Here is a 16,676-nt window from a genome sequence, read left to right on the forward strand (position 1 = left end):
TAAAAAATATTATATTTAATAAAGTGCAAAGATACTTCTATAATTCGACTCTTAAATAATTTAATTTCAATAATGCTAAAACTTAACATCTACATAACAATAGATTATGTGTATTTATTGACTATAAAACTCAATATCACGTTACAAACTCGTTAATAACTTCTACTAAAAACAACACAAATTCTTCGTATTTTTACACTTTACTTATACCTAAACGCTTCAATAAAACACTCTAGATGTATTTAATTTTTGATACTGAAACTACCGGACTACCTAAAAGTTGGAATGCGCCTATTACTGACACTAATAATTGGCCTAGAGCAACACAAATTGCTTGGCAATTACATGATGAATTAGGTAATTTAATTGAGCATAATGATTTCCTTATCAAACCTGACGGATTTAATATTCCGTATGATGCAGAAAGAATTCATGGTATTTCTACCGATTTAGCACAAGAACAAGGGATTGAGCTTTCTGAAGGTTTAGCTTTATTTAATGAAGCTTTAAGTAAAACAAAATTTATTGTTGGTCAAAACCTTGCTTTCGACATCAATATTATGGGATGTGAATTCCATCGTTTAGGTGTTGATAATAATTTAACAGAACTACCAATATTAGATACTTGTACCGAGCATACAGCAAAAATGTGTCAGATTCCTGGTGGTCGTGGTGGTAAATTTAAATTACCAACATTAACCGAATTACACCAACATTTATTTGGAGATGGTTTTGGAGATGCTCACAACGCAACTGCCGATGTAGAAGCAACAACTAGATGTTTTTTAGAGTTAATTCGTTTACGTCAGTTTACCAAAGAGCAACTTCAGGTTACAGACGACTTTTTTGATCGTTATACCCAAAACAATCCTAGCGTTACTCAAATCATAGGCTTAAATCACTTAAATCTTAAAAGAGAAAGTGAAAAAATTCGCGCTAGAAAAGAAAAAGCAAAAGGGGAAACAACAACAATAAGCACTAATGAAGGTTTAGCTGAATTAAAAAATAGTCAGTTTGCACACCTTCATAACCATACACAATACTCGGTTTTACAATCTACCATACAAATTGGCAACATTGTAAAAGCTGCTGCAAAAGACAACATGTCGGCAGTTGCAATGACCGACACCGGTAATATGATGGCTGCTTTTCATTTTGTGCAAGCAGTTTTAAACCACAACAAAGCTGTTGATTCGGCTAATATTGAAGCAATAGAAAAAGGGGAAGAACCTACACAAAAACCTTTAAAACCAATTGTTGGCTGTGAGTTTAATATATGTACCGATCATACTAATAAAAGTCAAAAAGACAACGGTTACCAAGTTGTTTTATTAGCTAAAAATAAAAAAGGATATCACAACTTAGCAAAAATGTCGTCTATTGCTTTTGTTGATGGTTTTTATTACATCCCAAGAATTGATAAAAAAGTAGTTGAACAATACAAAGAAGACATTATTGTACTTACAGGTAGTTTGTACGGTGAAGTACCTAGTAAAATATTAAATGTTGGTGAAGCCCAAGCTGAAGAAGCATTGCTTTGGTGGAAAGAACAATTTGGCGATGATTTATATATTGAATTAATGCGCCACAATCAAGAAGATGAAAAAGTTGTTAATGAAACACTTTTAAAATTTTCAAAAAAACACAACGTAAAAACAGTTGCATCAAACAATACTTTTTATTTAAGTAAAGAAGATGCAAATGCACACGATATTTTATTGTGTGTAAAAGATGGTGAAAAACAGGCAACTCCAAAAGGAAGAGGTCGTGGCTATCGTTATGGTTTACCAAACGACGAATATTACTTTAAATCATCCGATGAGATGAAAGCTTTATTTGCCGATCTTCCTGAAGCAATCATTAATATTCAAGAAATCGTTGATAAAATTGAGCCATACACGTTAGCTCGTGATGTACTATTACCTGCTTTTGATATTGCTGATGAGTTTAAAGATGAAAAAGATAATGAAGATGGTGGTAAAAGAGGTGAAAACAATTTTCTAAGACATTTAACCTATGTAGGTGCCAAAAAACGATACGGCGAAATAACCGATAGTATTCGCGAACGTTTAGATTTTGAGCTAGAAGTAATTGAAAAAACTGGATATCCTGGATACTTCTTAATCGTTGAAGATTTTATCCGCGAAGCGAGAAACATGGATGTTTCTGTAGGCCCTGGACGTGGTTCTGCCGCAGGATCTGTAGTTGCTTATTGTTTGTGGATTACCAATATAGACCCGATTAAATACGATTTACTTTTTGAGCGTTTCTTAAATCCCGAACGTGTATCAATGCCCGATATTGATATTGATTTTGATGATGAAGGGCGTGGTCGTGTAATGGATTATGTAATTGATAAATATGGTGCAAACCAAGTAGCACAAATTATTACCTATGGTACGATGGCAGCAAAATCTTCTATTAGAGATACTGCTCGTGTATTAGATTTACCCCTTTTTGAAGCCGATAGAATTGCCAAGTTGATTCCTGGAATGAAACTGAAGAAAATATTTTCTTTGGATGAAAAAACCTTAAAGGAAAAACTTCGTGCTGAAGAAATAGAATTAGTAAACGAACTAAAAAGACTTTCTAACGGAAATGATTTAATGGCAGAGACCATTAATAAAGCTCGAATTTTAGAAGGGTCTGTTCGTAATACAGGTATTCATGCCTGTGGTGTAATTATTACTCCCGACGATATTACCAAATTCGTACCTGTTGCGCTTGCCAAAGATTCCGACATGTATGTAACTCAGTTCGACAACTCAGTCGTTGAAGATGCTGGTTTACTAAAAATGGATTTCTTGGGATTAAAAACGCTAACCTTAATTAAGGATACCGTTAAAATTGTAAAAGCACGACACGATGTACTTTTAGATCCTGAAACTTTTCCGTTAGATGATGTAAAAACCTATGAGCTTTTCCAAAGAGGAGAAACTGTTGGTATTTTTCAATATGAATCTCCCGGAATGCAAAAACACATGAGATCTTTAAAACCTACCGTTTTTGAAGATTTAATTGCCATGAATGCCTTGTATCGTCCGGGACCGATGGAATATATCCCTTCTTTTATCCGAAGAAAACACGGAGATGAAGAAATTGAGTACGATTTACCTGCCATGGAAGAATACCTTGCAGAAACTTACGGAATTACCGTATACCAAGAGCAGGTAATGTTATTGTCGCAAAAATTAGCTGATTTTACCAAAGGTGAAGCCGATGTTTTACGTAAAGCAATGGGTAAAAAGCAAATTGCGGTTCTTGATAAAATGAAACCAAAGTTTGTAAAACAAGCAATTGCAAATGGTCATGATGAAAAAAAGCTAGAAAAAATTTGGACAGATTGGGAAGCCTTTGCTTCTTATGCTTTTAACAAATCGCACTCTACTTGCTATGCTTGGATTGCTTATCAAACTGCGTATTTAAAAGCTCATTATCCTGCTGAATATATGGCGGCAGTTCTTTCGAATAACATGAACGACATTAAATCGGTTTCATTTTTTATGGAAGAATGTAAACGTGCCGGAATTACAGTTTTAGGCCCTGATGTAAATGAATCTTTTTCTAAATTTTCGGTAAATAAAGAAGGAGCTATTCGTTTTGGAATGGCTGCAATTAAAGGTGTTGGTGGTCTTGCCGTAAAAGCAATTATTAATGAACGTGAAGAGAATGGTCACTTTTCTTCTGTTTTTGATCTTGCTAAACGAGTTGATTTACGGGTAGCTAATAAAAAAGCATTTGAAGGCTTAATTTTAGCCGGTGGTTTCGATTCTTTTACAAATACACACAGAGCACAATATTTTGTAGAGGATGAAAAGAATCAAAAATTTATAGAAAAAGCATTGCGTTTTGGTAATAAATACCAAGAAAATCAGAATTCTTCTCAGGTTTCTTTATTTGGTGGTGGTTCTGAAGAAGAAATGCCTGAACCAATTATTCCTACTTGTGATACTTGGGGAACCATGGAGCTATTAGGAAGAGAAAAAGAAGTGGTGGGAATTTATATTTCTGCGCATCCGTTAGATGATTTTAAAAACGAACTGAAGTTTTGTAACGCTGCACTATCTCATTATAACGACCTTCCTAAATACGAAGGCATGGCATTGTCTTTTGGTGGTATTGTAACCGATGTACAACATCGTATATCTAAAGCAGGAAAAGGATGGGCTACTTTTTTTATTGAAGATTATAGTGAGAATTTTGAGTTTAGAATTTTCGGAGAGGAATACCTTAGGTTTAAACACTTTTTGGTACCTAACTCTTTCTTGTTTGTAAAAACAATGGTAAAACCTGGTTGGACAAATAAAGAAGGTATAAAAGGTGAACCAAGAGTAAGCTTTAATGAGTTCTTATTACTTCATGATATTATGGATAAAATGTGTAAAAAAATAACCATAAAAATGCCTTTACAAGAAGTAAAAGAAAACAGGATTAAAGATTTACAGCATTTATTTGCAACTAATAGAGGTAATCAAAACTTACATTTTACCATTTGGGATACCGAAGAAAAAATAGAGCTGAATTTACCAAGCAGAAATACTAAAATTAAAATTTCTAACGAGTTTTTAAAATTATTAGACGAGCAACATATTAATTATAAATTGAATTAATTTTTTTGATTATTCGTAACCATCGACCTGAATTCATTTCAGGTTTACATCGCAAATCATTACTTAATCGTATAATGAGATTCCGAAATAAATTCGGAATGACGTTAAAATTATAATTATGGCTTGAAATGGATATTCAAAATTCTTATTTCAAAAAAATCAAAATAATCTTAACTGCTTTTTCTAATTCAGTAGATAACTGAGTTTCATCCCAAGGATGTTTTACATTAAAAACATGATCTGCTCCTTCAACAACTTGTAGTTTACTATTAGTATTCCATTCATGCAGTTCTTTTGCTTCATTAATAGAGATTGAAGTGTCATTATCTCCATGGATGATTAAATGTGGAATCTTTAATTTCTCTTCAGCAGATTTAATATTTAAACGAGTTTCATTAGCTTTAAAATCTTTATAAAACTGATAATAATGAGGCATTTGTTGCTTCGTTCTTCCGTTTACAACATACTTAACACCAGATTCTTTCCATTCTTTTAAATCCCCAATAGTAGCAGTACGTTTAGCTAAATCACTTACACTTGCTAATGTAACCAGTTTTGTAATTCTAGCATCTTCTGATGCTTTTATTATTGCAATACCTCCTCCTCTGCTATGACCAATTACATTGATAGTACTTGTGTTAACATTTTCACTCTCTTTAAAATAAGAAGATACCCAATCTAACACATCGTTTAAATCATCCAATTCTTTTGTGTAATTATTATTCCCGAAAACTTCTAAATTTGGAAAATCAATAGGGTTTTCTATAGTTCCTCCGTTATGAGAGAAGTTAAATTTAACAAAACAAAATCCTGCATTAGCAAAATATTCAGCCATTAAATTCCAAGCTCCCCAATCTTTAAAACCTTTATATCCATGACAAAAAATAACAATCGTTTGATTACTCTTTTCTTTTGAAGAAAATACATCAATTAAAATAGGTTTTTTATCAACTCTATCTAGAATTATATTCTTTTTGATTTCCATAATGAGAATTATTTTAACTAGTCAACTCTCTAAACAGACTTTCTAAGTTTTTATTCTCGGTGTTTAAACCAAGTATTTTTAATCCGTTTTCTTGGGCGAAGTCGAAAATTACTGGGCGCATATCTTCTGATGTTTCAAAAGTAAGTATCCAGTTATTTTCTACCGTATTTTTATAATAAACAATATTTGGTAAACGCTGTATAAATTGTTCTTCTAACTTATAATCAAACGTTACTTTAATTATTTGTTCATTACTTGTTTTAAGTTCTGAAATGGGTTTATCAATTACCAATTCACCTTTGTTAATAATGATTACTCGATCGCACACTGCTTCTACTTCTTGCATAATATGTGTAGATAATAAAACAGTCTTGTTTTTTCCGAGTTCTTTTATTAATTCACGAATTTCAACCAATTGATTCGGGTCTAAACCTGTGGTTGGTTCATCTAAAATTAACACTTCTGGGTCGTGTAAAATTGCGGCTGCCAAACCTACTCGTTGGCGATATCCTTTTGATAATTGATTGATTTTCTTATGTGCTTCTATTGATAATCCAACTTGTTGAATAATAGTTTCTAGTTTTTCTTTTTTAACTTGATGTAAAGATGCTTGAAACTGTAAATACTCTCGCACATACATATCTAAATATAACGGATTGTGCTCAGGTAAGTATCCTATTTTTTTCTGTGCTTCAATAGGGTTTTTAACAACATCTATTTCGCTTACAAAAACATTTCCTTCACTTGGCTGAATAAATCCGGTTAAGATTTTCATCGTGGTAGATTTCCCTGCTCCGTTTGGGCCTAAAAAACCAACAATCTCTCCTTTTTTTGCTTCAAAAGAAATATCATTCACTGCTTTTTGCGTTCCGTAAATTTTAGATATAGAAGTAAGTTGTATTGACATATTTTTATCAAGTGAGGTTCTGAAATAAAATCAGAATAAGGTAAATTATCGTACTTCTTCGAGCGCAGTCGAGAAGTTTATTTTCTTTTATAAGAAACGAAACTGTAATCGTATTTATTTTTTTCATCAGCTTTACAATCTTCTCTAGATATTTCTTCCCAAACATCTAAATCAATTGTTGGAAAAAAAACATCTGCTTCAAAATCGTGATGAACAATAGTAACATCTAACTGATCAACCAATCCCTTTTCGATCGCTTGTTTATAAATTTGGGCACCTCCAATTATAAAAACGTCTGAGTCTTTTTTCGACATTTCAATCGCTTCTTCAACTGAGTTTGCTACCAAACATCCATCTTTAAAATAATCATTATTCCTGGTTATAATAACCGATGTTCTATTAGGTAATGGCTTTCCAATACTTTCGAAAGTATTACGCCCCATTAAAATATGATGCCCCGAAGTAACTTTCTTAAATCGTTTTAAATCCGCAGGTAAATGCCAGATTAAATCGTTATCTTTTCCTAATGCATTATTATTGGCTATTGCAGCAATTATTGTAATCATAAATTGTATTTAATGAACGGCTATATGCTTTTTGCCCATTCTTTAATATAACTTGTTAAATCTCTTTTTCTTGTAATAGCTTCATCCAAAACATCCGTTTTTATATTATCAACTAAGGTTTTAATTGCTTCTAAAACTTTTTCGTCATTAATATCAGCTATTTTATCGTAAAGGGAATCTTTTAAAACATCAACATTTGTAGTCATCTTATATATTTTTTAGTTCCTCTTACAAAGTTAGTAAAGAAATTACAAAAAATAAAGTTAAATTACACTGCCACAGCTCCTTTAATATGGGCGTGTGGATTGTAATCTACTAATTCGAAATCTTCAAAAGTAAAATCTTCAATGTTTTTAATTTCAGGATTCATTTTCATTTTTGGTAATGCTCTCGTTTCTCGAGACAATTGCAATTCTAATTGCTCGATATGATTGCTATAAATATGTGCATCTCCAAAAGTATGAATAAACTCACCTGCTTCATAACCACAAACCTGAGCAATCATCATTGTAAACAATGCATATGAAGCAATATTAAACGGAACTCCTAAAAAGATATCGGCACTTCGTTGGTATAATTGACAAGATAATTTTCCGTCTGCCACATAAAACTGAAAAAATGCATGACATGGTGGTAACGCAGCTTTATCGTTAGCAACATTTTCTGAAAACGATTTTGAAGTATCAGGCATTACAGAAGGATTCCACGCTGAAACTAACATTCTACGACTGTTCGGATTCGTTTTTAGCGTTTCAATAACATCTTTTAATTGATCAATCTCATCACTATTCCAATTACGCCATTGATGCCCATAAACAGGTCCTAAATCTCCATTCTCATCAGCCCAAGAATTCCATATTTTAACGCCATTTTCTTGTAAGTATTTAATATTCGTATCGCCTTTTATAAACCAAAGCAACTCATATATAATCGATTTTAAGTGCAACTTCTTAGTGGTTACCATCGGAAAACCTTCGCTTAAATCAAATCTCATTTGATGACCAAAAACACTTTTTGTTCCTGTTCCTGTTCTATCACCTTTCTCGTTTCCGTTTTCTAAAACGTGCTTTACTAAATCTAAATATTGCTTCATTATAAGGTAAAAGGTTTTAGGTTAATGGTTAAAGTTTAGATTGGTTATATTTTTTTAATGCTGATATTCTTCTTTGTAAAACCTGGAGTTTTTTAATCGTTAGATTTAATTCTTTTTCACTTAAAAAATTCAAGTCACCACAAAGAATTAAATGAGATTCTAATTCATATGCCGAGCCTAAACTGATTTGCAAAAAACGAATAAAATCTTTTTGTGAATCTTTTGCCGATCCTTCAGCTATATTTGCTGCTATAGATATTGAACATCTGTTAATTTGGGAAGTTAATCCGAATTTTTCTTCTAAGGGTAATTTTGAAGTAATTAGATAAATTTCTTTAACTAGCAATCTGGCTTCATTCCAAACTTCTAATTTTCTAAAATTTCTCATCGTTTACCTTTTTACTTTTACCTTTCACCAAGAACTATCCGATAATCATACCTGCAATTGTTGCCGACATTAAAGAAGCTATTGTACCTCCAATTAATGCTTTCATTCCAAATTCTGATAATGTTTTACGTTGCCCTGGTGCTAATGAACCAATACCACCAATTTGAATACCGATTGATGCAAAATTTGCGAATCCGCATAACATATAAGTTGCCATAATAATAGATTTATTATACGTTAAATGCGTTGCGTTTGCAATATTTTTAAGTTCTGCTAACTGAATATATCCAACGAATTCACTTGCTGCTAATTTAATACCCAACAACTGCCCCATTAAAGCCATATCTTCTTTTGCAACACCTATCAACCACATTAAAGGTGCAAAAACATATCCTAAAATTGCTTCTAAAGAAAACTTAGCATAGCTCGTGTTTTCAGCCATCCAAGTGTTTAGCGATGTTATATCTCCTACCCAACCTAAAATACCATTTATCATTGCTATAAAAGCTATGAACACTAATAACATTGCTGCTACATTCATTGCTAAATTTAATCCTTCAGTTGTTCCGTTTGCAATAGCATCTAAAATATTAGACCCTATTTTTTCTGACGATACTTGCACTTCTGTATTTACTTCTTCAGTTTGTGGGTATAAAATTTTAGAAATAATGATTGCTCCTGGTGCTGCCATTACTGACGCTGCCAGTAAATGTTTTGCATACAGTAATCGTAAAACTTCATCTTCACCTCCTAAGAAACCTATGTAAGCTGCTAAAACTGCTCCTGCAACAGTTGCCATTCCACCAATCATTACTAATAACATTTCTGATCGGTTCATTTTTTCTAAATATGCCTTAATCAGTAATGGTGCTTCTGTTTGTCCTAAGAAAATATTTCCTGCAACAGATAAACTTTCTGCTCCCGATATTTTTAATCCTTTAGATAAAAGCCACGCTAATCCTTTTACTACTTTTTGAATTAATCCAAGATAAAATAATAAGGAAGTTAATGCTGAAAAGAAAATAATTGTTGGCAATACTTGAAATGCAAATATGAATCCGAAAGATCCCATATCTGCTACTAATCCGCTAAATAAAAATTCACTTCCTGCTCGTGTAAAATCTAACACGCTCACGAACAAACCTCCTACTAATTCAAAAGCCCTCTGTACAAAAGGTATTTTTAAAACCCCGATTGCTATTATTAATTGAAAAGCCAATCCTAAACCAACCGTTTTCCAGTCAATTCCTTTTCTGTTTGCGCTAAATAAAAAAGCGATAACTAATAAAGAAAGCATTCCTAAAATACCACGCCATAGACTCTGCATAGAAAATCCTTGACTTGGCACAATTGCATTTGTATCTAATACAACTTCTTCAGCCACAGCAATTACATTTGCTGGTTTTGAAGTGAAGCTATACACTACATTTTTTTCAGATAAGGTTAATGTATTATCTGTTAATTCAACCACATTATAATAACGAACCGTGTCTTTTGGTTGTTTGTGATTAAAAATTAATAAGTTATTTTGATGTATGTAATTTCCTACTGCTTGCAAACTATCTTTCGCTAGTAAAGAATAATTAAAATTGCCTTTAGCTAGTTTTAAAACATCTGATGGATTTATAGAAACTACCGAGCTACCATCGGTGGTAATCGATGAAAAATTCCACTTTTTCTCTATACTTTGACCAAAAGTTAATATGGATGCACAAAGCATTATGAAAGTAAATAATTTCTTCATTTTATCTAATATATTAAGAACGTTTGCTTATTTCGTCGCGAATTTCTGCTGCTAATTCGTAATCTTCATTCGCAACAGCTTCGTTTAATTTCTCGTTTAATTCTTCTAATTGTAAATGCGCATAACCTTTAGCGTCTTCAATTTCGCCCTCTAAAGAAAATTCTATATCATCCGATTCTAAATCTTCTTCTATAATTAATTCTTCATCCATTTTTAGATAAACACCTGCTTTATCTAAAATATTTTCATAGGTGAAAATAGGTGCTTGAAAACGAACAGCTAAAGCTATTGCATCCGAAGTACGTGTATCTATAATCTCTTCAACACCATCTCGCTCGCAAATTAAACTCGAATGAAAAACACCATCAACCAATTTATGAATAATAACTTGACTTACTTTGATAGAAAATCTATCAGAAAATGTTTTAAATAAATCGTGTGTAAGAGGTCTTGGTGGGCGAATTTCTTTCTCTAAAGCGATTGCAATAGATTGTGCCTCAAAAGCTCCAATAATAATAGGAAGCGTTCTTGTACCTTCCATTTCACTTAACACCAATGCATAAGCTCCACTTTGAGTTTGGCTATATGAAATCCCCTTAATAGTCAGTTTAATTAAACTCATGTACAATTATCATAAATAACAAAAAAGCTGTCTAATTTTAGGCACTACGCTTCAAATTTAGACAGCCTTCTTAAGTGGGCACAATTTACTAAAAATTATGAGTTCAACTCTAATTTCTATAAAAAGAAAATTTACCCAATTAAATTATGCTTGTTTAAACGCTTTTAGTTTTTCTACTAATTGAGGTACAACCTCAAAAGCATCACCAACAATACCATAATCTGCAGCCTTAAAGAAAGGTGCTTCAGGATCTGTATTGATAACTACTTTTACTTTTGATGCATTAATACCTGCTAAATGCTGAATTGCACCCGAAATACCAATGGCAATATATAAGTTTGAAGCTACTGGCTTACCAGTTTGCCCTACGTGTTCACTATGAGGACGCCATCCTAAATCAGATACTGGTTTAGAACATGCAGTTGCTGCTCCTAAAACAGTCGCCAATTCTTCAATCATCCCCCAGTTTTCTGGTCCCTTCATACCACGACCAGCAGAAACAACAATATCAGCATCAGCAATAGTTACTGTACCACTAGCTTTGTTAATACTTTCTGATTTTACTCCTAACTCCGGTAAAGTCGCATCAAAATTCTCCGTCGATCCGCTTACTGCGTTTTCATGAGCTCCGTACGAATTCTTTGCTACTCCAACTACTTTTTTCTCTGTTGAAATCTCTGTATTGTTAAATCCTTTATTTGAAAAAGCTTTTCTTTTTACAACAAACGGACTCACACTAGTTGGCAAAGCAACAACGTTAGATGCATATCCTGCCTCTAAAGCTACCGCTACTAAAGGCGCTACTGTAAAACCATCAATACTAGAATCTATAATTACTGTATTTGCTGATTTTAATTCAGCTACTTGTTTTATTATTGAAGTATAAGCTTTTGCGTTAAACGACATTAAATCATTTTTAACCTCAACTACTTTTTCTGCTCCGTAAGCATACAATTCAGAAGCATCTCCTCCGTTGATAGTTAATACTACCATATCGCTACCTGATTGTTCAGCTACTTTTTTTCCGTACGAAACTACTTCAAAAGCAGTTTTTTTAAATTTTCCTTCCGATGCATCGGCAAAAACTAATACAGACATATTTTTATATTTTTTTAATGTTATTAGCAAAAAAACTCTTTTTGCAACAACGTGATTTTAAATCTTACTCTTAAATTGCTTTTGCTTCGTTGTGTAACAAGTCGATTAATTCATCAACAGTATCAACTAACTTCACAGCTCCTTTTTCGGCAGGCTTCTCGAAATTTTGAGTCGCAGTACTTGCAACAACACCTGTAGGCTCTACTACAGCTAAAGGTTTTTTACGTGCCATCATAATTCCACGCATATTTGGTATACGTAAATCTTTTTCTTCTACCAGTCCTTTTTGACCCGCAATTACCATTGGTAAAGTTGAAGATACTTTTTCTTCTCCTCCATCAATCTCTCTACTTAATGTTACATTTGTACCATCTACTTCAGCACCTACACAAGCATTTACAAAGTTAAAATCTACCAAAGAAGCTAACATCCCAGGAACCATTTGACCGTTATAATCTGCAGACTCTTTTCCTGCTAAAACTAAATCATACCCTCCGTTTTTAACAACTTCAGCTAATTCTTTAGCAACCATAAAACCATCAGTAGGTTCTGCGTTTATACGAATTGCATCATCTGCTCCAATAGCTAAAGCTTTACGTAAAGTTGGCTCTGTTGAAGCCCCTCCAACATTTACAACTGTTACACTAGCACCTTGTTTTTCTTTAAACCACATTGCGCGAGTTAAACTAAACTCATCATAAGGATTTATAACATACTGAACTCCATTAGTATCAAACTTTGTATCGTTTTCAGTAAAGTTAATCTTTGAAGTAGTATCAGGTACATGGCTAATACAAACTAATATTTTCATATATTGTTATTTTTAAGAAACTTAATTTTGAGCGACGAAGTTACGTATTTTTTTTAAAATTTACTATGCATGCATAGTAAATTTTTCATCCTTCTTATAGTTTAGTAGCTATACGTAGTAATTATGACTACCGATTTGTTTAAGTTAAAAACCTATTTGTTATTTGTATTTTTATTATTTTTGCTGTCTTGATAAACAACTACTAATATAACGTATGAAAACAATACAATTTAGAGAGGCTATTTGCGAAGCTATGAGTGAAGAAATGCGAAGAGATGAAAGCATTTACTTAATGGGTGAAGAAGTAGCTGAATATAACGGAGCTTATAAGGCTTCAAAAGGAATGTTAGACGAGTTCGGTGAAAAAAGAGTTATTGATACTCCTATTGCTGAATTAGGTTTTGGTGGTATTGCAGTTGGATCTGCAATGAACGGAAATCGCCCTATTGTTGAATACATGACCTTTAATTTCTCTTTAGTTGGTATTGATCAAATTATCAATAACGCTGCTAAAATTCGCCAAATGAGTGGCGGTCAATTTAATTGTCCTATTGTTTTTCGTGGCCCAACGGGTTCTGCTGGTCAATTAGGAGCAACTCACTCGCAAGCTTTTGAAAACTGGTTTGCAAACACTCCTGGTTTAAAAGTAATTGTACCTTCTAATCCATACGATGCAAAAGGTTTATTAAAAGCAGCTATTCGTGATGATGATCCAGTAATTTTTATGGAATCAGAACAAATGTATGGTGATAAAATGGAGGTTCCTGAAGGTGAATACATTATACCTATAGGTGTTGCCGATATTAAAAGAGAAGGAACAGATGTAACCGTTGTTTCTTTTGGTAAGATTATTAAAGAAGCTTACAAAGCTGCTGATGAATTAGCTAAAGAAGGAATTTCTATTGAAGTTATTGATTTACGTACAGTTCGCCCGATGGATCATAAAACAATCCTAGAATCAGTAAAGAAAACAAATAGATTGGTGATTTTAGAAGAAGCATGGCCTTTTGGAAGTGTCTCTTCAGAAATTACTTTTAGAATACAAGATGAAGCTTTTGATTATTTAGATGCACCTATTAAAAGAATTACCACTGCAGATACACCAGCACCATATTCTCCTGTTTTATTAGAAGAATGGTTACCAAATGCAAGTGATGTTGTTAAAGCTGTAAAAGATGTTTTATACATTAATAAGTAATAGAAAATAGAAATTGAATAGAAATTAAAATCCTTTTGACACATGTCAAAGGGATTTTCTAGTAATAAAAAAATGAAAAATACGCTATCAATATTACTAATACTCATTACCAGTTCTTTATGTGCTCAGCTCACTTTAAAAGGTAAAGTTGTTGACGAATTTAACAACCCAATGCCTTTTGTTAATGTTTTTTTAAAAAATACCACACACGGAACAACAACCAATGATGATGGTTCTTTTTTTTTAAAAACAAAAAAATATAGAGGTACACTAGAAGTCTCTTTTATCGGTTTTCAAACACAAACTGTAAAAGTAAATCAGAAAACTAAATACCTAAACATTTCTCTTAAAGAAGGCACTAACGAACTAGAAGAAGTAATAATTGTTTCGAAACCTAAAAAAAGGTTGAAAAAAAAAGAAAATCCAGCGTATCGAATTTTAAAAGAAATTTGGAAGAGAAAGAGGAAAAACGGACTTGACTTAGTTAATCATTATCAATATAAAAAGCATACAACCATTGAAATTGGTCTTAATAATTTAGATACCCTTTTCTTAAAAAGAATTTTTAAAGATGATTACCAAAAGACTATTGAAAAAGTAAAATATGATAGTGATGGAATTAATTACTACATCCCTATTTTTTTAAACGAACAAATTGCAAACATATACGGAGATAACAAAAATAACAATGTTAGGGAAGACATAGAAGCAGAAAAGGCAGACGGGCTAGGTGCTCAAGGTTTTGTTTTTGACCGCATGTCAAATACTTTTCAAAATATAGATGTCTTTAAAAACAACATCACTTTATTAAGAAAATCTTTCGTTAGTCCATTATCTACAGATGGTTTTGCAACTTATGATTACGTGCTTTATGATAGCATTGTTAAAAACGACAAAAAGCTATACAATATTTATTTTTTCCCTATCAGAGATGGTGATTTAGCCTTTCAAGGAAATTTTTGGGTAGCAGACAAAACGTTTTCTATTAAGAAATTAAAAATGAAGGTTCATAAAAGCATCAACTTAAACTTTGTTAGAGGCTTATCTTTTGAAAAAGAATTTGATGTAAAAAACGACAGTATATATCTTCCTATTAAAAATGCATATGAAGGAGATTTTACATTTCTTGACAAGAACGAAAGTAATAAAGGACTAACAATTAAGAAAACGATTCTTTTTGACAAATATATATTAGACAAACCTCTCCCTTCTGATTTTTACACTCAAGAAGTTGTAAAAATAAGACCAGACCAATATAAAAAGGAAGCTGCCTACTGGGAATCAAAAGAAAATAACGATATTAATTCAACATATAAACTTATAGAAGAGGTAAAGGAGAAAAAACAAATAAAGAACATTACTGGTTTAATAAACACCCTTGCAAGCGGATATGTAAATACTAAATGGGGAGTTCAATTTGGACCATTATGGACCATTTTTGCAAACAATCAAGTAGAAGGCTTTAGAACTAAAGCTGGTTTTAAAACCTTTAAATCAAAAGATGATCGTTTTCGTTTAGGCGGACATTTAGCTTATGGATTTAAAGACAAAAAATTCAAATACGGTATTGAAGGTCGTTATCTTTTATCTTATCAACCAAGGATAGCTATTGGATTGGCATATCAAAAAGACATAGAACAACTTGGAAGTTCTTTACTAAACACCACACAACTTTTAGGAACTACTTTTGGTACCGATGCTTTATTTTCTAGAGGAGATAATTTTTTCTTATCCAAGGTAGAAAAAGTGGCTACAAATTTTGATTATCAAATCAAAAACAATTTACATGCCGGAATAAATTTTTCGCATGCAAAAATACAATCTGCTTCTCTCAAGAATTTCTCTATGGACTATCTTGACAAAGCTAGAAATGTCCAATCACAAGTAACTGATGTCGCTTCTGATATTTATGTTTCTTATACTCCAGGTAGATTTGTATACGGATTAGGGGTTGAAAGACGTTTTGGTCGTAACATATTCCCTACGATAGTACTAAATTATCGCAGAGGTTACAAAGGACTTTTTAACGGAACTCATACCTACGACAAATTACAATTCAAATATAACCAGCCTATTCTTTTAAGTAAGTTCGGAATTTTAGACGCGACTTTAGAAGCAGGAAAAACTTTTGGAACAGTACCTGTTTCTTTATTAGATGTAATACCTGCCAACCAAACATTGTCTTTAACGAAAAATACATTTGCTTTATTAAATTATTATGATTTTGTAACTGATGCTTATTTAGCAACACATTTCGAGCAGCATTTTAACGGATTCATCTTAAACCGAATCCCTTTATTAAAGAAATTAAAACTACGTAGCTTAGTTACTTTTAGAGCTGCATACGGAACAATATCAAAAGAAAATAGAGCTATTAATGATGGCTTAATAAATAGTAGTGGTGCTGCAAATATTAACTACAACACACCTAACAAGGTGTATTATGAATATAGTGTTGGTCTTGAAAATATAGGTTATGGTAACTTACGTTTTTTACGTATTGATGCTATTTGGAGAAGTAATTATAAACCACCTGCAGGCTCAATAGTTCCGCCCTCTCCAAAATTTGCAATACGTATCGGAATTAAACCAGGCTTATAATCATTGATTTAACAATAAAATAATAATTCTTTTTAAGGATAAAACACTAATAA

At 32.4% G+C, this 16,676-nt stretch carries 13 protein-coding genes; 3 read left to right on the top strand and 10 right to left on the bottom strand.

Features of this window, described 5'->3' with window-relative positions; translation table 11 throughout:
• The first annotated feature begins 236 nt into the window (after nucleotides 1–236).
• On the top strand, nucleotides 237–4,610 hold the full coding sequence (gene dnaE / locus N2251_RS12165; RefSeq protein ID WP_260587002.1) for a DNA polymerase III subunit alpha: 4,374 nt from the start codon (nucleotides 237–239) through the stop codon (nucleotides 4,608–4,610).
• 145 nt (nucleotides 4,611–4,755) lie between these two features.
• Here the strand turns inward: dnaE and N2251_RS12170 are convergent, their stop codons facing one another.
• From N2251_RS12170 to N2251_RS12215, 10 genes are all read right to left on the bottom strand, one after another.
• Nucleotides 4,756–5,595, bottom strand: a complete 840-nt coding sequence (locus tag N2251_RS12170; RefSeq protein ID WP_260587003.1) for an alpha/beta hydrolase family protein — start codon at nucleotides 5,593–5,595, stop codon at nucleotides 4,756–4,758.
• A 13-nt stretch (nucleotides 5,596–5,608) separates the two neighbouring features.
• Nucleotides 5,609–6,502 carry a gliding motility-associated ABC transporter ATP-binding subunit GldA gene (gene gldA, locus N2251_RS12175; RefSeq protein ID WP_260587004.1) on the bottom strand — a complete coding sequence of 298 codons (894 nt, stop codon included), beginning with the start codon at nucleotides 6,500–6,502 and terminating at the stop codon, nucleotides 5,609–5,611.
• A gap of 77 nt (nucleotides 6,503–6,579) precedes the next feature.
• Complete coding sequence (locus N2251_RS12180; protein ID WP_260587005.1) at nucleotides 6,580–7,068, bottom strand: dihydrofolate reductase; 489 nt, start codon at nucleotides 7,066–7,068, stop codon at nucleotides 6,580–6,582.
• A gap of 20 nt (nucleotides 7,069–7,088) precedes the next feature.
• Nucleotides 7,089–7,274: a hypothetical protein gene (locus N2251_RS12185; RefSeq protein ID WP_260587006.1), complete on the bottom strand. Its 186-nt coding sequence runs from the start codon at nucleotides 7,272–7,274 to the stop codon at nucleotides 7,089–7,091.
• Nucleotides 7,275–7,336: 62 nt separating this feature from the next.
• Nucleotides 7,337–8,161: a thymidylate synthase gene (locus tag N2251_RS12190; RefSeq protein ID WP_260587007.1), complete on the bottom strand. Its 825-nt coding sequence runs from the start codon at nucleotides 8,159–8,161 to the stop codon at nucleotides 7,337–7,339.
• 28 nt (nucleotides 8,162–8,189) lie between these two features.
• Complete coding sequence (locus tag N2251_RS12195; protein WP_260587008.1) at nucleotides 8,190–8,549, bottom strand: four helix bundle protein; 360 nt, start codon at nucleotides 8,547–8,549, stop codon at nucleotides 8,190–8,192.
• Nucleotides 8,550–8,583: 34 nt separating this feature from the next.
• Nucleotides 8,584–10,293: a NupC/NupG family nucleoside CNT transporter gene (locus tag N2251_RS12200; RefSeq protein ID WP_260587009.1), complete on the bottom strand. Its 1,710-nt coding sequence runs from the start codon at nucleotides 10,291–10,293 to the stop codon at nucleotides 8,584–8,586.
• Between the two features lie 13 nt (nucleotides 10,294–10,306).
• Nucleotides 10,307–10,915 carry a bifunctional nuclease family protein gene (locus N2251_RS12205; protein WP_260587010.1) on the bottom strand — a complete coding sequence of 203 codons (609 nt, stop codon included), beginning with the start codon at nucleotides 10,913–10,915 and terminating at the stop codon, nucleotides 10,307–10,309.
• A 144-nt stretch (nucleotides 10,916–11,059) separates the two neighbouring features.
• Nucleotides 11,060–12,013: an electron transfer flavoprotein subunit alpha/FixB family protein gene (locus tag N2251_RS12210; RefSeq protein WP_260587011.1), complete on the bottom strand. Its 954-nt coding sequence runs from the start codon at nucleotides 12,011–12,013 to the stop codon at nucleotides 11,060–11,062.
• 70 nt (nucleotides 12,014–12,083) lie between these two features.
• A complete protein-coding gene (locus N2251_RS12215) occupies nucleotides 12,084–12,824 on the bottom strand; it encodes an electron transfer flavoprotein subunit beta/FixA family protein (protein WP_260587012.1) in 741 nt (246 codons plus the stop codon).
• A 214-nt stretch (nucleotides 12,825–13,038) separates the two neighbouring features.
• On the opposite strand from N2251_RS12215, the gene N2251_RS12220 reads away from it, so the two are divergent.
• Entirely contained in the window at nucleotides 13,039–14,022 is a 984-nt protein-coding gene (locus N2251_RS12220; protein ID WP_260587013.1) for a pyruvate dehydrogenase complex E1 component subunit beta, read from the top strand.
• Nucleotides 14,023–14,094: 72 nt separating this feature from the next.
• Complete coding sequence (locus N2251_RS12225; RefSeq protein ID WP_260587014.1) at nucleotides 14,095–16,623, top strand: DUF5686 and carboxypeptidase-like regulatory domain-containing protein; 2,529 nt, start codon at nucleotides 14,095–14,097, stop codon at nucleotides 16,621–16,623.
• Nucleotides 16,624–16,676: the final 53 nt, after the last annotated feature.

The sequence above is a fragment of the Tenacibaculum haliotis genome, assembly GCF_025215075.1.
GTDB lineage: Bacteria > Bacteroidota > Bacteroidia > Flavobacteriales > Flavobacteriaceae > Polaribacter > Polaribacter haliotis_B.